This is a genomic window from Mesorhizobium terrae, from assembly GCF_008727715.1.
In the GTDB taxonomy this organism is placed as follows: Bacteria; Pseudomonadota; Alphaproteobacteria; order Rhizobiales; family Rhizobiaceae; genus Mesorhizobium; species Mesorhizobium terrae.
On sequence record NZ_CP044218.1, the window covers coordinates 4,069,373 to 4,086,686 of the forward strand.

At 64.3% G+C, this 17,314-nt stretch carries 16 protein-coding genes; 10 read left to right on the forward strand and 6 right to left on the reverse strand.

From position 1 onward, the window contains the following. Window position 1 precedes the first annotated feature (1 nt). The 3 genes from FZF13_RS20790 (at window position 2) to FZF13_RS20800 (ending at window position 2,519) form a co-directional block, all read left to right on the forward strand. The gene (locus FZF13_RS20790) at window positions 2-1,213 is read left to right on the forward strand and encodes an outer membrane protein transport protein (RefSeq protein WP_024926331.1); all 1,212 of its coding nucleotides are present in this window, start codon (window positions 2-4) and stop codon (window positions 1,211-1,213) included. A 306-nt stretch (window positions 1,214-1,519) separates the two neighbouring features. Further along, window positions 1,520-1,699, forward strand: coding sequence for a hypothetical protein (locus FZF13_RS20795; RefSeq protein ID WP_024926332.1), 180 nt, complete (start codon window positions 1,520-1,522; stop codon window positions 1,697-1,699). Next, window positions 1,686-2,519 carry a tetratricopeptide repeat protein gene (locus FZF13_RS20800; RefSeq protein ID WP_024926333.1) on the forward strand — a complete coding sequence of 278 codons (834 nt, stop codon included), beginning with the start codon at window positions 1,686-1,688 and terminating at the stop codon, window positions 2,517-2,519. Before FZF13_RS20795 ends, FZF13_RS20800 begins: the two co-directional genes overlap by 14 nt. Window positions 2,520-2,589: 70 nt before the next feature. Here the strand turns inward: FZF13_RS20800 and xth are convergent, their stop codons facing one another. After that, window positions 2,590-3,384 carry an exodeoxyribonuclease III gene (xth, locus tag FZF13_RS20805; protein ID WP_024926334.1) on the reverse strand — a complete coding sequence of 265 codons (795 nt, stop codon included), beginning with the start codon at window positions 3,382-3,384 and terminating at the stop codon, window positions 2,590-2,592. Between the two features lie 128 nt (window positions 3,385-3,512). On the opposite strand from xth, the gene FZF13_RS20810 reads away from it, so the two are divergent. Then, a complete protein-coding gene (locus FZF13_RS20810) occupies window positions 3,513-4,997 on the forward strand; it encodes a nucleobase:cation symporter-2 family protein (protein ID WP_065998062.1) in 1,485 nt (494 codons plus the stop codon). Between the two features lie 119 nt (window positions 4,998-5,116). Here the strand turns inward: FZF13_RS20810 and FZF13_RS20815 are convergent, their stop codons facing one another. Together FZF13_RS20815 and FZF13_RS20820 are read right to left on the reverse strand one after the other, a co-directional pair. Then, window positions 5,117-6,073: a hypothetical protein gene (locus FZF13_RS20815; protein WP_024926336.1), complete on the reverse strand. Its 957-nt coding sequence runs from the start codon at window positions 6,071-6,073 to the stop codon at window positions 5,117-5,119. Window positions 6,074-6,176: 103 nt separating this feature from the next. Continuing rightward, window positions 6,177-7,160 carry a DMT family transporter gene (locus FZF13_RS20820; RefSeq protein ID WP_024926337.1) on the reverse strand — a complete coding sequence of 328 codons (984 nt, stop codon included), beginning with the start codon at window positions 7,158-7,160 and terminating at the stop codon, window positions 6,177-6,179. A 146-nt stretch (window positions 7,161-7,306) separates the two neighbouring features. Here FZF13_RS20820 and FZF13_RS20825 point away from each other — a divergent pair, with 146 nt between their 5' ends. Continuing rightward, entirely contained in the window at window positions 7,307-7,585 is a 279-nt protein-coding gene (locus FZF13_RS20825) for a type II toxin-antitoxin system ParD family antitoxin (protein ID WP_024926338.1), read from the forward strand. Next, window positions 7,585-7,887: a type II toxin-antitoxin system RelE/ParE family toxin gene (locus FZF13_RS20830; RefSeq protein ID WP_024926339.1), complete on the forward strand. Its 303-nt coding sequence runs from the start codon at window positions 7,585-7,587 to the stop codon at window positions 7,885-7,887. The genes FZF13_RS20825 and FZF13_RS20830 overlap by 1 nt, the downstream gene beginning before the upstream one ends. On the opposite strand, the gene FZF13_RS20835 is transcribed toward FZF13_RS20830, so the two are convergent. Beyond that, a complete protein-coding gene (locus FZF13_RS20835; protein WP_024926340.1) occupies window positions 7,884-8,267 on the reverse strand; it encodes a VOC family protein in 384 nt (127 codons plus the stop codon). The genes FZF13_RS20830 and FZF13_RS20835 overlap by 4 nt on opposite strands. 1 nt (window position 8,268) lies before the next feature. Next, complete coding sequence (gene erpA, locus FZF13_RS20840; RefSeq protein WP_024926341.1) at window positions 8,269-8,616, reverse strand: iron-sulfur cluster insertion protein ErpA; 348 nt, start codon at window positions 8,614-8,616, stop codon at window positions 8,269-8,271. 73 nt (window positions 8,617-8,689) lie between these two features. On the opposite strand from erpA, the gene FZF13_RS20845 reads away from it, so the two are divergent. The 4 genes from FZF13_RS20845 (at window position 8,690) to FZF13_RS20860 (ending at window position 15,737) form a co-directional block, all read left to right on the forward strand. Next, a complete protein-coding gene (locus FZF13_RS20845) occupies window positions 8,690-9,904 on the forward strand; it encodes a deoxyguanosinetriphosphate triphosphohydrolase (RefSeq protein ID WP_024926342.1) in 1,215 nt (404 codons plus the stop codon). Between the two features lie 61 nt (window positions 9,905-9,965). Then, a complete protein-coding gene (gene argS / locus FZF13_RS20850; RefSeq protein ID WP_024926343.1) occupies window positions 9,966-11,723 on the forward strand; it encodes an arginine--tRNA ligase in 1,758 nt (585 codons plus the stop codon). A 102-nt stretch (window positions 11,724-11,825) separates the two neighbouring features. Next, window positions 11,826-14,900 carry an SPOR domain-containing protein gene (locus FZF13_RS20855; protein ID WP_024926344.1) on the forward strand — a complete coding sequence of 1,025 codons (3,075 nt, stop codon included), beginning with the start codon at window positions 11,826-11,828 and terminating at the stop codon, window positions 14,898-14,900. A gap of 237 nt (window positions 14,901-15,137) precedes the next feature. Continuing rightward, the gene (locus tag FZF13_RS20860; protein ID WP_024926345.1) at window positions 15,138-15,737 is read left to right on the forward strand and encodes a YdeI/OmpD-associated family protein; all 600 of its coding nucleotides are present in this window, start codon (window positions 15,138-15,140) and stop codon (window positions 15,735-15,737) included. A gap of 55 nt (window positions 15,738-15,792) precedes the next feature. Here the strand turns inward: FZF13_RS20860 and cml are convergent, their stop codons facing one another. Beyond that, window positions 15,793-16,995, reverse strand: coding sequence for a CmlA/FloR family chloramphenicol efflux MFS transporter (gene cml / locus FZF13_RS20865; RefSeq protein WP_024926346.1), 1,203 nt, complete (start codon window positions 16,993-16,995; stop codon window positions 15,793-15,795). Window positions 16,996-17,314: the final 319 nt, after the last annotated feature.

Below are 17,314 nucleotides of genomic sequence, written 5' to 3' on the forward strand. Positions count from 1 at the left end.
CATGATCAATTTGCGTTTCAAGGCGCTCCTGGGGGCAGGGTGCATTTCGGTGGCGATGATGGGCGGGGCTCAGGCCGGCGGCTTCTCGCGCGGCTCGGCCGATACCGACATCATCTTCGAGCCGGGCAATTTCAACATGCGCTCGAGCGTCACCTATGTGAGCCCGACGCGTAAGTTCAACAAGAACGGCAATCCGAGGCTGATTGGCACCAACTACGCCGAAGATTATATTATCCCGTCCTTCGCGGCGAAGTTCAACCTGACCGACAATCTGCGCTGCGCCGGCACGCTGGTGAACAACAATGGCGGCAATGCGAGATACGCGTCGCCGACGCTGAGCGGCAAGATTTCCGAAGAATTCACAACCTATGAATCCGCGCTGACCTGCGGCCTCGGCTTCGATGCCGGCCAGGGCAAGTTCTGGCTGCTCGGCGGCGGCTTCATGGAAAAGTTTGAATACAACCGCGTGAATTCCTACGCGGCGCTCGGCATGGGCAACGCTACCCTTAATCTCGACGGTCAGAAATATGGCTTCCGGATCGGCGCTGCCTACGAAATCCCGGACATCGCCCTGCGCGCGCAGCTGATGTATCGCTCGGGCACGAAATACGGTGCCGACGGCAATCTGAATGCGCCTGCCGGCGTTTTGTTCGCTGCGACCGCAGGAACACCGCTGCAGGCTCAGTTCGCAAGGATCATTGCAGCTTCGCCGCTGGGCAAGAATACGCCCGTTGATGTCCCCGCGATCGGCGTTGGCGCCCTGCCGCAAAGCGTCGAGTTCAAGTTGCAGAGCGGTATTGCGCCCGGCTGGCTGGCTTTCGGCAGCGTCAAGTGGACCGACTGGAGCCAGCTGACGACCCTCGACGTTCGCTCGAAGTCGGCGGGCTTCACCATCAGCCAGGACAAGTATTTCTGGAAGGATGGCTGGACCGTAACCGGCGGTGTCGGCCATGCCTTTAACGACAAGGTTTCCGGTTTCGCCAGCCTGACCTGGGATCAGGGCGTCGGCACCGGCTGGGACATCACCGGCGACACCTATACGGTGGCTGTGGGCGGTTCCGCCAAGGACGGCATCGGTGGCGAGTTCCGCGGCGGTGTCGGCTTCAGCTATCTCGGCGCCGGCGAGGAAACCAACTACGCCCCAGGCACCAACCAGGGTGTCAAGGCCGGCTATGCGATTGCCTTCAATGCAGGTTATAGCCTGAAGTGGTAAGCCCTTCATTCTAATCAACAAAGCCGGGCTCTATGCCCGGCTTTTTTGTTGTCCGGGGTTCGTTACAGTCGAATTCTCGAGGTCGGCTGACCGCCCTCCGATGCGTGCCGTAAATGCAACATTAGCTGCGGCATCCATTATTGTGACGTTTCGGCAACAGTTTCGAAACAAGCCATCGGCTAAGAAGACCGGGACGCGGCGATGCCCATTTCCCGCCATAAACCCGGAGCACCTCGATGGGGTACCCGGCAAGACCGATGACGGTCAGGCGAGGGAATGGGCCGCAGATCCGCGGCAGGAACAGAAATGCACGCTGACGAGTTTTCCATTGCCAGTCTGCCGGAGCGCGGTGCGAACGCCATGTCGTCGCCCGAGACCGACCGCAGTTTGGCCGGAAATGCGTGCCATCATGTGCTGAATTCTAGCAAAGTTTCCATCGTCCGCGTCGGCGATGTCGAAGAAATGCACTGCCATGCGGGTTGTTGAGTTGGCAAGGTCGTCGGTGTTCACGGTGATGGTCGCGGTTGCGACCCTCAGCGCCGCCGGCTCGGCTTTTGCCTTCGACGACAAGGTTTTCGACGACAAGAGCGGCGTAAAGCCGAAATCCAGCCCTTGGGAAGTCTTCCAGTTCGGCTTTTCCGCCTACAAGAACGGTCACAAGGAGCAGGCGGTCGAAGCCTATAAATACGCCGCCGAGAACGGCCAGATCGGCGCGACCTGGAAGCTGGCGCGCATGTATGCCGAAGGCGACGGCGTGGCGCAGGACGACTACGCCGCCTTCAAGTTCTTTTCGGAAATCGCCGAACAGGATGTCGAGCCGGGTTCGCCCGAGGAAAGCTACGTCTCCGACGCGCTGGTGGCGCTTGGCGATTATCTGAAGCAGGGCATCCCCGGCAGTCCGGTGGGGGCCGATCCGGTCGTCGCGCAGGAATATTTCATGCGCGCCGCCGCCAATTATCGCAATCCGAACGCCCAGTACGAGATGGGCAAGATGTTCCTGAAGGGCGATGGCGGCGTCAAGGTGAGTGTCAAGCAGGCCGGACGCTGGTTGCAGCTTGCCGCCGAAAAGGGCCATGCGGGCGCGCAAGCAACACTCGGCAACCTCTTGTTCCAGAGCGGAAAGGCGGTGCGCGGGCTGGCCATGATGACGGCGGCACTGGCGCGCGCGACGCCGGCCGATCAGCCTTGGATCCGCTCCATGCAGGAAGAGGCTTTCGCGGTGTCCGGCGAGGCCGACCGCCGCACCGCCATCTCATTGGCCGACGATATGCTGGCCAAAGGCGTTACCGGCGCCGAGCAGCAATAGGCGCACACAGCTGCCTCTTCGGGCCGCTTTGCTCAATCTCAGTCGAAAATTCCGCAGGCGTCGACGGCCTTCATGCAGCCGCCAGCGTCAATTCCACCGCCACCGGCACGTGATCGGACGGCTTTTCCCAGGCCCGCACGTGTTTTTCGATCGAGGCCGAGGCGAAGCGGTTCGCCGCCTCCGGCGACAACAATAGATGATCGATGCGGATGCCGTTGTTTTTCTGCCAGGCGCCGGCCTGGTAATCCCAGAAGGTATAAGTTTCCGATGCGTCGGTGACGGAGCGCACCGCCTCGGTGAAGCCGAGGTTTTTCAGGCGCCGGAATGACTGGCGGGTTTGTGGCTGGAACAGCGCGTCGCCGAGCCATGCTTCCGGAGTTCTCGCGTCGACCGGCTCGGGAATGACGTTGTAGTCACCGGCCAGTACCAGCGCTTCCTCCAGCACCAGTCGCTCCGTCGCCCAGCGTTCAAGCCGCGCCATCCAGGACAGCTTGTAGGGGAATTTGACCGGGTCGCTGATCGGGTTACCGTTCGGCAGGTAGAGCGAGACGACGCGCAACACGCCTTTGTCGGTCGAGAACACGCCTTCGATGAAACGCGATTGCTCGTCGGCATCGTCGCCAGGCAGGCCGCGATTGACCTCGTCGAAGCGCAGCTTCGACAGGATGGCGACGCCGTTAAAGCCTTTCTGGCCGTGCGTCTCGACATGGTAGCCGAGCGCCTCGACCTCGGCGCGCGGGAACTGCTCGTCGACCGTCTTGATTTCCTGCAGGCACACAATGTCGGGCTGGCTCTCGCCCAGCCAGTGCACGAGATTATCAATACGGGCGCGGACGCCGTTGATGTTCCAGGTAACGATTTTCATGAAAATCTCGCGACTATTTCAAGCAAATCAAGGATGGCGCAATCCGCATTCCGATTCGATCCTGCAACATCCTTCGCAGGAAGGGAACCCGGTCAGGGAACGGCCGGCACAATAATGGGAACACCGTCATGTCATCAACCACGCATCCCGTGGACGAGGTGCTGCCGGCGCCACGTCTTGCCGCGCTCGGCATCCAGCACGTCCTTGTCATGTATGCCGGCGCCATCGCCGTCCCGCTCATCGTCGGGCGGGCGCTGAAGCTCGACCCGCATCAGGTCGCCTTTCTGATCTCGGCCGATCTCTTCGTCTGCGGCATCGCCACCATCATCCAGTCGCTCGGCGCCACGCAGTGGTTCGGCATCAAGATGCCGGTGATGATGGGGGTGACCTTCGCCGCCGTCGGGCCGATGACGGCGATCGCCAGCGCCAATCCGGGTCCGGATGGCGCGCGGCTTCTGTTCGGCGCCATCATCGGTTCCGGCATCATCGGCATGGTGCTTGCGCCTTTTGCCAGCCGCATGCTGCGTTTCTTTCCGCCGGTGGTGACAGGCACCATCATCGTGGTGATCGGCGCCTCGCTGATGCGCGTCGGCATCAACTGGATTTTCGGCGTTCCGGTGGGGCCGACCGCGCCGCGCCTGGTGGCGCCCGAACATGCGGCTTGGCTCAAGGCGGTAACGGAAATGGCGCAAACGGCCGGCTCCACCGTTCCGGCCATTCCCGCCAATCTGGCGCTGGCGCCGACGCTGGACAACGCCGCCTACGCGCCGCTCACCAACATCGCCGTTTCCGTGGTGGTGCTGGCTTCCATCCTGTTGATCGCCAAGTTTGGCAAGGGCTTCCTCGCCAACATCGCCGTGCTGCTCGGCATCATCATCGGCGGCGTGCTGACCGCGGCGCTCGGCATGATGCATTTCGACAAGGTCGCCAACGCCGAATGGTTCGCCATCATCACGCCGTTCCATTTCGGCACGCCGATCTTCGATCCGATCCTGATCATCACCATGACATTGGTCATGATCGTGACACTGATCGAATCGACGGGCATGTTCCTGGCGCTGAGCGATCTCACCGGCCGCCGCATGACGCCGGCGGGGCTCTCCGCGGGCCTGCGCACGGACGGGCTGGGCACCGTCATTGGCGGCATCTTCAACACCTTCCCCTACACATCCTTCTCGCAAAATGTCGGACTGGTCGGGGTGACGGGCATCAAGAGCCGCTTCGTCTGCGTCGCCGGCGGCATCATCCTCATCGTCTTCGGCCTGATCCCCAAGATGGGCGCGCTGGTCGAGGCGCTGCCGACCGTCGTGCTCGGCGGTGCCGGCCTGGTCATGTTCGGCATGGTGGCGGCCACCGGCATCCGCATCCTGTCCAATGTCGACTTCAAGGGCCAGCGCAACAACATGTTCGTCGTCGCGGTCTCGGTGGGGCTGGGCATGATCCCGCTGGTGGCGCCGGACTTCAAGATGTGGCTGCCGCATGTCATCCACCCGCTGGTCGAGTCCGGCATCCTGCTGGCCACCGTCTCGGCGGTCATGCTCAACGCCTTCTTCAACGGCGCGCAGGTGGATGAAAACGAGATCCGCGAAGCTGCGATGACATCGGAGGCGTGATTTATCCCGTCATCTCGATGCGAAGGCCGCCCGATCAGGGCGGCCTTTTTCGGACGACGGGTTTGCGCGATGTCTGCCGCCGATGGCGGTCTGGATAAAAGCGGTTATCGAAACCCTTGTCACCGCACGATCGGCTCGCCGTGGAAGCGCCGGCTTGACGGCTTGGACACGCCGAAGCCGACTTCCATCATCAATCGCGGCGTGGTTTTCGGCACCGTTCCCATGTGAAAACCGAACGGGTCTTCCACGAAACCGCTGCCGGCCGGGCCGGTAAGCGTCAGCGGGCTTTCGCGCCCGTAGATATCGAGCACGTCCTCCGCAGAATGGCCGACGAGAAGCGTCAGCTGGTGGCGCAACACCCGGCGCTTGTGGCTGCCGCGCACATAGACATGCGGGCCGGTGTCGGCGTCGACAGGCTGCAGGTGGAAGAAGAACTTCAGCATCCGCCAGTCGTCCAGGTCGAAATGGAACTTGTCGAGCGAGGCCAGGCTCTTGTCGCGCTCGGAAGCCGAGCGGGTCGGAAAGCTCCACCAGACGCGTGTCGTGATCAGCTTCGCCTGGTTGCCGAGGTAGCGCGCGGCGATTTCGTGCAGCAGCGGATCGGCCTGCACCGTGCGCACTTCCGGGCATTCGAGAATCGTCTCGAAATAGTGGCCGCTGAGCAGCGGTCGCTTGAAGTGCTGTTCGGCCTGGTCGTGCTCGAGCGGTTGGAACGACAAGCGACGGTCGAAATTGCCGAAACACGGCGTCTTGCGGGCGAAGGCGGCAATCCCCTCGTGGATATCGGCCGGAAGGTCGATGCCGGTCTGGATGCCGTCGGCCCGCAGCCGTGCCGTTGCCTCCTGTGCGTCCACGCCTGCGAAGATCGAGGATGCCGGCCGGTTGTTGGCGGAGAAGGGGCGGGCGCCCAGCCAATGCAAACGGCGTCCGGGCATGGTGCGGGCCAGCATGAACATCGGCAGCCATGCGGGGTTTTCGCGGACATCGGCAAGGTAGGTCGGGATGCGCGCCCTGATCCGCTTGAGCGTGCTGCCGCTGCGCGCGGCGATTTCCAGGTCGGTCGATGCCGTGTTCATAGGGACGTCTCCCGGTGAAAGGCGACCCTGCGGCCCGCCTCACCCTACGAGTTGTTGTCCCCGACCCTTGTGCGGTGCAACATATGAAGGTGCTTATCTACGGTCAACCGTCTTTGCCGCGTTCCGCGCCATCGAATTCGGGAATGGAACGCGGTGTGGCTGGCGATGGGACGATCGCCATTGTCGCGTCGGCCACTGCCTTCTTGCGCGCTGGCAGCGTCATCGCGACCACGCCGGCGATGACCGCGACCAGCCCGATGCCGGCCGTGCTCGTCACCGTCTCGCCCAGGAAGACGACGCCGATGGCGATGCCGATCGGCACCCTGAGGTAGGCTTGCGCCGTGGCGCCGACCGAACCCAGCGTCTGCAGCAGTCGGAAATAGATGGCGAAGGCGAGCGCGGTCGAGAACACGGACAGGCCGAGCAGCGCCAGCATGGAATGTGTCGATGGCGCCAGCGCCCAGGGATGGTCGACCGCAAGGCTGACCGGAATCAGCAGCACCGTGCCGGCGATGAGGGAGCCGGCCGCCGGCACCATCGGGTCCACGCCCTTGAAGCCTTTGCCGGTAATGGCGGCCGCGCCATAGCAGATGGTCGCCGCGACCACGGCAAGCTGGGCCCACAACTGCGCGCCGAGCCCGTTCAGCGCCTCCATGCCGATGATCAGGCAGGTGCCGGCAAGCCCGGCGACGACGCCGAACAGCTTGCGCATCGTCACCTGTTCATGCCTGGTGATGAGTGCCGTCAGCAGGAAGGCGAAGATCGGCGTCATCGAATTGAGGATGACGGCAAGGCCCGCGTCGATGGAGCGCTCGGCCCAGGCGATCAGCGTGAACGGGATCGCGCTGCTCAGCACCGCCTGGGCCACGAATCTGCCCCACATCGCGGCATCCGTCGGCAGCCTCACGCCGCGCCAGCGCAACACGACAAGCAGGATCAGCCCGGCGATCAATGTGCGCGCGGCAATGAACGTCACCGGCGGGATGGTCTCCACGCCGATCTTGATGAAGGTGTAGGAGGCCCCCCACAGCGTCGACAGGAGGACGAGCAGGGCGAGTTCGGTGACGGGAAGAGTTTTTGCGGGCATGACGGTCGCGCGGTCCTGATGGCGTGTTACCGTTCTCTAGCGCGCCATCGCGATGCAATGTTTCGATGCCGGTCGAAGTGTTGGTCCACACTTGCGCATCGCCGGTATGAAGGTATCATACCGCAAGGCAATGGAGAGCGTATTTGATGGCGGCCACCGAGAAACGGACCTTCAGTCTCCCGCGAGAGCAGGCGGATTACATTGATGAACTGGTTCAGTCTGGAGCATACGCCTCGGCGAGTGAAGTGATGCGGGCGGGCTTGCGAGCCTTGCGGGAGCGCGACGCCGCCGTGGAACGTTGGCTGCTGGAAGAAGTCGTGCCGGTCGCTGCGGCGATGCAGGCGAATCCCGACCGCGGTCTTTCGGCGGAAGACGTTTTTGGCGGCCTCCGGGCTTTGCACACCGCATCCCGCAAGGGTAATTGATGCCCTACCGGATCGTCTTCGCGCCCGAGGCACGAGACGATCTCGAAGCGCTATATTTCTATATTTCCGGGCAAAATGGTGCGTCTCGCGCCATCGCATATCTTGATCGGATCGAAAAATTCTGCCTGACGTTTATGGATTTCCCGGAGCGGGGCGCAAAACGGGACGATCTTTTTCCAGGCTTGCGGATCGTCGGTTTTGAGCGGCGCATTTCAATCGCCTTCGGCATCAGTGGCGATACGGTGATCTTCTACCGGTTTCTGTACGGTGGGCGCGATCTGGACGCGGCGATTGGCGGTTAGCTCACTTTCCGCTCGACCAGGCCGATCGTGTTGCCGGCCGGGTCTTTCAGGAACGCCATCCACTCGCTTTGGCCGGCTGGGCCGAACAGGCCGTTGACGTCGTGATGCACCATTGCCGGCGCCGCGGTGAACGGCACGCCGGCGGCCTTGGCCTCGGCATGGAAGGTGTCGATGTCGGTGATGTCGAGATAGACGGTGCCGGCCGGCACGCCGTCGGCGAAATAAAGCCGCACCTCGCCTGCCATGATGAAGGCCATGCCCGGCGGATCGAAGCGCGAATGCAGCGGCAGACCGAGCACGTCGTGCCAGAAGGCCAATGTGGCATCGAGATTGCGCCCGGCCGACAGCGCGACCTGACGGACCGCGCCGACTGAGGGCATGTTAGACGGAGAAGCTGGTTCCGCAGCCGCAGGAGGCGACGGCGTTGGGGTTCCTGATCTGGAAGGACTGGCCCATCAGATCGTCGACGAAATCGATCACCGAACCGCCCATGTAGATCAGCGAGATGTCGTCGATCAAAACCGTGGCGCCGTCGCGCTCGATGGCGACGTCGTCATCGTTGCGGGCGTCGACAAGGTCGAATTTGTAGGAGAAGCCGGAGCAGCCGCCGCCTTCCACCGAAACGCGCAAAGCCGTCTTGCCGGGTTCGTTGCCGACGATCTTCGAAATCCGCTTGGCGGCGGATTCTGTCATTTCGACCTTCATGGCGGTCTTGGCGTCGGCACCCATGGGCGTCACCTTGCGTTCGGTTCTGCATGATAGGTATGAAGCAGGGCGGGGCAAGTCAACAGCGACAGGGGTCATGAGCAGCGAGCTTGGCGATATCGGTTTCGGTTACCGGCCCCGCGCGGCCTATGCCTGCGACCCCGCCCGCTCGCGTGGCCGCCTGTTCGACGAAGTGGAAAGCCCGACCCGCACGCCGTTCCAGCGCGACCGCGACCGCATCATCCATTCCACCGCCTTTCGCCGGCTGAAGCACAAGACCCAGGTCTTCGTGGCGCATGAAGGCGACCATTTCCGCACCCGGCTGACGCATACGATCGAGGTGGCACAGATTGCCCGGGCGCTGGCGCGGGCGCTGTGCGTCGACGAGGATCTGGCCGAGGCGGTGGCGCTGGTCCACGATTTCGGCCACACGCCGTTCGGCCATACCGGCGAGGATGCGCTGAACGAGAAAATGGCGCCCTGGGGCGGCTTCGACCACAACGCCCAGTCGCTGCGCGTGGTGACACGGCTGGAACGGCGTTACGCCGAATTCGATGGGCTGAACCTGACCTGGGAAACGCTGGAAGGGCTGGTCAAGCACAACGGCCCGCTGACCGACGCGGCGGGCAAGGGGCTGAAAGGGCCGGTGCCGCAGGCGATCCGCGACTATTCGGAGCTGCACGATCTGGAATTGTCGCGTTATGCCAGCGTGGAGGCGCAGTGCGCGGCGCTCGCCGACGACATCGCCTACAACACCCATGACATCGACGACGGCATCCGCTCCGGCCTGCTTCGCCTCGACATGCTGGAGGAGGTCGGGCTTCCGGGCTCGATCCTGCGGGGCGTGCGCGAGCGTTATCCCGCGCTCGACCCGGTGCGCACCGGCCACGAACTGATGCGGCGGCAGATCACCATGATGGTCGAGGATGTCATCGTCACCGCCAAGGCCAATCTCGACCGGCTGGCGCCCGGCAGCGCCGACGCCGTGCGCGCCGCCGGCGAAACCATCGTCCGCTTCTCCGGCCAGATGGCGGCGCAGGAGAAGGAACTGAAGACCTTTCTCTATGCGCGCCTCTACCGCCACCCCGAGGTGATGCGGGTGCGCGCCGACGCCGAGCAGATCGTCAAGAACCTGTTCGACGCCTATTTCGCCGATCCGCGCGCCATGCCGGACGGCTGGCGCGAGGGGCTCGACCGCGCCGAGGATCGCATCAAGGCGCGCGATGTCGCCGATTTCATCGCCGGCATGACCGATACCTATGCGTTGAAGGAGCACCGACGCTTGTTTGACCATACGCCGGATTTGAGCTAGGCCGGGCGCGATTTTCGCCGGCCAACGACCGGTTTTCTTGCATGGATGCAGAGTAGTTTTCATGAACATCTTCGCCGACTTCACCGCGCGGGTCATCAAGGCCGTCGAAAGCCTTGATCTGAAAGACAAAGATGGCGGCACGCTCGATCTCGGCCGCATCGCTGTCGAACCGCCGCGAGACGCCAGCCATGGCGATCTCGCCACCAATGCCGCGATGGTGCTGGCCAAGCCGGCCGGACAGAACCCGCGCGCCTTGGCGGATCGGCTTGTCGAGGCGTTGCGCGCCGATGCGGATGTTTCCGGCGCCGAAGTGGCCGGCCCGGGCTTCGTCAATCTGAGGCTGACCGACGCCTTCTGGCACCGGCATCTGGCCGGCCTGATCGCTGAGGGACAGGATTACGGCCGTTCCAAGGTCGGGCAGGGCATCGCGGTCAATGTCGAATATGTCTCGGCCAACCCGACCGGGCCGATGCATGTCGGCCATACGCGCGGCGCCGTGGTCGGCGACACGCTGGCCAACCTGCTTGGCTTCGCTGGCTACAAGGTGACCAAGGAATATGTGATCAACGACGCCGGCGTGCAGATCGACGTGCTCGGCCGCTCCGCCATGCTGCGCTATCGCGAAGCGCTGGGCGACGATATCGGCGAGATCCCCTCCGGCCTCTATCCCGGCGACTATCTGGTGCCGGTCGGCCAGGCGCTGGCCAAGGAATTCGGCCGTTCGCTGCTGCAGATGCCGGAAGACGAGGCGCTGGCCATCGTCAAGGACCGCACCATCGACGCCATGATGGTGTTGATCAAGGAAGACCTGGCGCTGCTCAACGTGCACCACGATGTCTTCTTTTCCGAGCGCACGCTGCATGCCGACAACGCCAAGGCGATCCGGGCGGCGATCGCCGACCTGACGCTGAAGGGCCACATCTACAAGGGCAAGCTGCCGCCGCCGAAGGGCGAGAAGCCGGACGATTGGGAAGACCGCGAGCAGACGCTGTTCCGCTCGACGGCAGTGGGCGACGATATGGATCGCGCGCTGGTCAAGTCGGACGGCGCCTTCACCTATTTCGCCGCCGACGTCGCCTACCTGAAAGACAAGGTTGAACGTGGTTTCGACGAGCTGATCTATGTGCTGGGCGCCGACCACGGCGGCTACGTCAAGCGGCTGGAAGCGCTGGCCAAGGCCGTCACCGACGGTCGGGTCAAGCTTACCGTGCTTTTGTGCCAGCTGGTCAAGCTGTTCCGCGATGGCGAGCCGGTCCGCATGTCGAAGCGGTCGGGCGATTTCGTCACGCTGCGCGAAGTGGTGGAAGAGGTCGGCCGCGACCCGGTCCGCTTCATGATGCTCTATCGCAAGAGCGACGCGCCGCTCGATTTCGATTTCGCCAAGGTGACGGAACAGTCGAAGGACAACCCGGTCTTCTACGTGCAGTATGCCTCGGCGCGCTGCCATTCGGTGTTCCGGCAGGCCAAGGAACAGCTCGGCATCACGGATCCTTCGCGCAAGGAGCTGTCGGCCAGGCTCGACCTCTTGAAGGACGAGGGCGAGCTTTCGCTGGTCAAGAAGCTTGCAGAATATCCGCGTCTGATCGAGCAGGCGGCGCAGTCGCAGGAGCCGCACAGGCTGGCTTTTTACCTCTACGACCTGGCTTCCAGCTTCCACGCACAGTGGAACCGCGGCAATGATCATGTAGACTTACGTTTTGTTAAGGTTAACGACCCAGAATTGACACGTGCCAGACTCGGGCTGGTGCAGGCTGTTTTGGACGTTTTGTCGTCTGGCCTGGCGTTGATCGGAGCGGAAGCCCCGACCGAAATGCGTTAGGTTCGACTAATCAGCCTGTCACCTTTTGCCCACATTGCGCTGGTAGGGGCCAACCTTCCGCGACGTCCATGGCGTCCGATGAGTGCGAGTTCGGGAACGACAATGGCAGATAGAACCCAGGCGCGTGTAGCCAACCATAACGACATCGCAAGCGACGATCCTTTTGCGGAATTGACCCGTATCATGGGCTTCGATCCACGCGAGCCCGTGCAGCGGCAACCCGCCCAGCAGGCGTCCGCCGAGCTGTCCGACGATTTCGACATCGACCTCGAAAAGGAGTTGATGGGCGAATTCTCCGGTCACGAGGCAGAGCCGGCCATGGCCGCCGCACCGCAGCCGCTGCCAGCCATCGCGCCGGTTGCCGCTTTCGCCGACGAGGCGATCGACAACGACATGGTTGCCTCGATGGAAGAGGAATTCCGCGCCGAGGCGCATGCTCCGCTGGCCGCCGCACCGGCCGAAGCGGAAGCGTCCGACTTTGAGTTCGCTGCCGCCGACGAGATGGAAGAGCCGGTCTTCGACGCGGCCGTGACGCATTCGCTGGAACAGGAATTCCAGCCGCAGGCAGGCTTCGCGCCCGTCGTCGACGAGGCCGAGGATTTCGATCTGGCCATGCGCGATATCGATTTCGGCGACATGGAACTGGATCACGAGCCAGTGGCAGAGCCGATGGCTGTCGCCGCCGAGCCTGTCGCCGCCGCTCCGGAAGACTTCGACGCGCATTTTGATACGGCGATGGCCGATGTCGACATGGATTTCAACGCGCGGCTTTCGCCGGTCCACGAAGCGGCGAACGCGGATGTCGCGGTTGCCGAGGAAGACCATGCGCCGGCGCAGGCCGAGCAGTCCTTCCTGCCGACATTCGGCCATCACACGCAGCCGGCGGACAACGTCGCGACCGGTGCCGATTTCGATATCGACATGGACGACGTCTTCACCGACGAGGCGCATGCCGAACCGGTGGCGTTTGCCGCTGCCGCGGCGCAGCCGGAAGTGGCCCCGGCGGCTGCCAATGAGGCCTCGGCCGCCGCCGCGCAGGACCGCAGCCTGGAAGACGAACTCAACGCGCTGCTCGGCCGCATGACGGCACGTCCGGCCGTTGCCGAGCCGGCCGCCGAGACCTGGCGGCCGCAGCTCGCGGCTGCGCCGGTCGTGGAAGAGCCTGCTCTTGACGCCGATCTTGACGCTTCGCTGATCGAGGAACTGTCGGCCGCCGAGGTCGACGACGCCCACAACACCTACGAACAGGCCGCTGAAGAACCGCTCCTGGCCGACGACGAGATCGATTTCGACGTTGATGCCTTCGACGCTGCCATGGCCAAGGGCCTCGACACGCTCGATGACGAACCTGTCCAGAAGGCTGAAGAGGAAGATCCTGTCGAGGCGCTTCGCTGGGCCGCTCCGGCGGTGGCCGCCGCTGCCGCCACGGCCTCGTTCGTGCAGCCGATCAAGGCATGGGGCCGCGGCAATCCGGTGGCGCCGGGTCAGCAATATTCCGCCCCCGTACAGCAATACGCCGCTCCCGTGCAGCAGTACGCGGCGCCGACCCAGCAGTACGCCGCGCCGACCCAGCGGTACGGGGCCCCGGTCGAGCCGGTGATGGAGACCTTGCCATCGATGCCGTTGCAGCCGGCCATGCAGGCGGTCGCGTCGACGCCGTCCTGGCACAAGCCCGCCCAGCCGGCCACCATCCGCGAGGACGTGCCGGACATCGAGACGATGGATGTGCCGGAGCGCGTCGTGGCGCTGGCCGACGATCTCGACATTCCGGAAGTGCCGTTCGAGCAGGATAAGCCGGAGAGCGCTGCCTACGATGAGCTCGACGCCGAATTCTCGACGCTGCTCAACGAGATGGTCCCCAATACTCAGGCATCCGCCAAGGTGGCGCATTACGACGACGAAGCGGACGGTCACCGTCGCGACCGTGTCGAGATGCCGGCCTATGCGGACACGCCGCAGGCGGCAGCTGCCGCGGCGGCCTATGCCGATCTTGGCTACCAGGGTTACGATCCGCAAAGCCCGGCGCGCGGCAAACCGGCCGCTGGTGCTGTCGCCGATGACGGTTTCGACTACGATCCTGATCTCGAAGAGGCGATGTCCATTCCGGAAGCCGCCGCCGCCGGTGCCGCTCAGGAGCCGCGTCGTCGCGGGCTGCTGATCGCCGCCGTGGTCGGTGCGGTCGCCGTGGTTGGCGGTGTCGGCGCCTTCGCGCTCTCTTTCGGCGGTTCCAGCTCGGAAGCGCCGGCCATCGTCAAGGCCGACAACCAGCCGATGAAGGTGAAGCCGGAGAATCCCGGCGGAGCGGTGATCCCGAACCAGGACAACAAGGTCTACGACGCCGTCGCCAAGGGCGCTCGCCCGGCGGTGCCGACGCAGCCGAAGCTGGTCGCCAATGCCGAGGTGCCGGTCGATGTGGTGGCCAAGGAACAGGCCGACCGCGCCGCCTCCCTCTCCGGTCCCGACGACAGCGAAAACGGCGCTCTGGCCCCTGCTCAGGACGCCAACGCCCAGCCGGCTGCCAAGGGCGAAGATCGTGTCGCCCAGGTCGCCCAGGAAAATGCCGGTACGCAGGAAGGCGCACTGGTGACGCCGCGCAAGGTGCGCACCATGGTGGTGAAGCCCGACGGCAGCCTGGCGCCGCGTGAAGAGCCGGTGGCCGCTCCGGTTGCCGCCAGCGAACCGACCGACCCGACGCCGCAGCGCGTTGCCCAGCAGGACCAGACCGGCACCGTGCCGCAGGCGACCGACGGCGATGCGCCACAGGCCGCGCTGAAACCCGCCGCCAAGCCGCAGGCTGTCGCCAAGACCCCGGCCGCAGCTCCGGTGGCGCCGCAGCGTCCGTCCGACCAGCCGGTCAACATCGCCGGCGAAGTCAAGCCGAAGGCCGATCAGCAGGTTGCCTCGGCGCAGCCGCAGGCTCCGGCGCCCGCCGCCGGTGGCTGGTCGATGCAGATCGCCTCGCAGCCGACCGTCGAAGGCGCCCAGTCGACTTATCAGGACCTGGCGCGTCGCTACTCCAGCGTGCTGGCAGGCCGCAGCGCCAACATCGTCAAGGCCGAAGTGGCCGGCAAGGGCACCTTCTACCGGGTGCGCGTGATGGCGCAGTCGCGCGACGACGCCGTCAAGCTGTGCACCAGCTACAAGGCCGCCGGCGGCAACTGCTTCGTCTCGAAGTAATCTCTGGTTTCCATCGATCCCGAACGGCGCGGCCTGGTCCGCGCCGTTTTTCTTTGTGGACGACCCGACAGCGAAATATCCGGTTGCTGCGGAGCTGCCATGGCAATAGGTCTGGAAAATCGATGCCGCGAAAGGTGAGGGCTGACGCGTGTCTTGTTCAACATGGATTTCCGGGTTGAGGATCAATGCGTTGCGGGCAATTTTCGCGACGACGCTTTCGCAGGGCGAGGCAGGCTGATGGCGCCTTTTATCGTCGATCACACCAAGGTCCGTGAATTCGCGGACGCCGAGAGCTTCTACCAATGGCTGTCGCGGAACCATGCCAGCCAGGACGAAGTCTGGATCAAGATCCACAAGGTGAGTTCGGGCCTCGCCTCGATCACGCCGCTCCAGGCCATCGATGTCATTTTGTGCTGGGGCTGGATCGACGGCATCCGCAAGGGGTTCGACGACCGCAGTTATCTGCAGCGCTACACGCCGCGCACCAGAAAGAGCATCTGGAGCCGCATCAATGTCGACAATGTCGCGCGGCTGGTCGAGGAAGGCCGCATGACCGAGCATGGTTTGCGCGAGGTTGAGGCCGCCAAGGCGGACGGGCGCTGGGACCGCGCCTATGACGGCGTCAAGACCATGACCATTCCCGACGACCTCCAGGCGGCAATCGACGCTGAGCCGGCGGCGCGGGAAATGTTGGCCAAGCTCAGCTCGCAAAACCGCTTCGCGCTGGTTTTCCGCACCCACAACATGAAAACCGAAGCCGGCCGCAAGAAGAAGATCGAGAGCCTGGTGGCGATGCTGAAACGCGGCGAAACGATCTACCCGCAGAAGAAGAAGTGATACCGGACCGCCTCGGCCCCGCGCGGCATTTTTTTCGCGCGGGGCCGGCGGCGGATCAACTCCGCATGGCTGGGCTTTGGCGGCGTACCAGGCCGAGTGCCGAAAGCACGATCAGCGCCATCGCGGCCATGTAGCCGACGAGCGGCCAGGCCGTATCGCCGCCGAACCCCATGACCGCCAGCGTGCCGGCAATGCCGACGAACAGGCTCTCGATGCAGAAATAGAGCGCGACCGCCGTGCCGGCCCGGTCGCCGAACTCGGCCAGCGCGCCGTTGGCCGCCACCGAGACGGTGAACACCATGCCGATCGCCGCCACCCACATCGGCAGGATGAAGGTGGCGAAGGAGGGTGCTTCCGACATTTGCCCGCCGGCGAGCAGGATCGCAGCCGCCAGCAGCAAAACGATGCCGCGCGCGGCGCTGCCGGCCACGCCCCAGCGCGTGACGAAATGTTTGGCAAAACGCGTGGTCGCGATCATGACCACCGCCACGGTGGCGAAGGCCAGGCTGAAGCCCAGTTCCGAATAGCCGGCCCTGTCGATCAGGACGCGCGGCGCGGTCGAGAAAAAGACGAAGAAACTTCCCATCGCCGCGCTGAAGGCCAATGTGTAGGCCCAGAAGGACGGGCTGCGCAGGATAGGTTTCATCGAAGCCCGGTGCCGGGTGACCGGTGTCGGCCGCGTCTCGTGCCAGCGCAGCGTCGCGTTGATCAGCGCCGGCAGGGTGAGCAAGGCGAGCGTTACGAAGATTGCCCGCCAGCCGAACCGCTCGGCGATCAGCGCGCCGGCGACCGGGCCGAGCGCCGGCACGAAGGCCAGCATCGAGCCGAACAGGCTGTAGATGACGGCGCCCTCGGGGCGTTCGGCATAGACGTCGCGCACGGTCGCGAAGGTGGCGACCAACGCCGCTGCCGCGCCCGCCGCCTGCGCTACCCGCAGAAACAGGAAGACCGGGCCGCTGCCGGCGGCGGCCAGCGCGAGGGAAGCGGCTGCGAACAACGCGGCACCGCCAAGCAGCACCGGCCGGCGGCCGATGCGGTCGGACAACGGCCCGAACACCATCTGTCCGGCGCCGAGCAGGATCATGTAGAGGCTCAGCGTCAGCTGGATGACGGTCGGGCTGGTGCCCAGCCTTTCCGGCATGGCCGGCACGACGGGGAGGTAAATATCCATCGCCAGCGAGGCGAGGAGGTCGAAAGGGGCCATCAGCAGCAGTGCCGCGGGCAGGCCATGGGCCCAGACAGGGTTCTTTTTAGACATGACAAAGGGTCCGCTCAAAAAGGGAATTTGGGCGGCGACTGCCTGTCGGTCCGGTCGGTTGGATGGGAGTGGACAGCGCGCCGCAACAACGAAAGCGTCGTTGCGGCCTATCTGTCTGACTGCGGTAAGGCTCCCATGCCGATGCTCCATAAAAGGATCGCGAAGGCCGGCCGTTTAGCATTGCATCGACACGGGCGCAACGCGGCTTGGCCCGGGGAGCATGGCTGCCATGCGCCGGCAGGTCTTGCCCGGGCCGGGGGAATCGCTAAATTGCCCGACAGAGGACGACCTCTCCCATAGCGGGCCCAATATCGGGAAA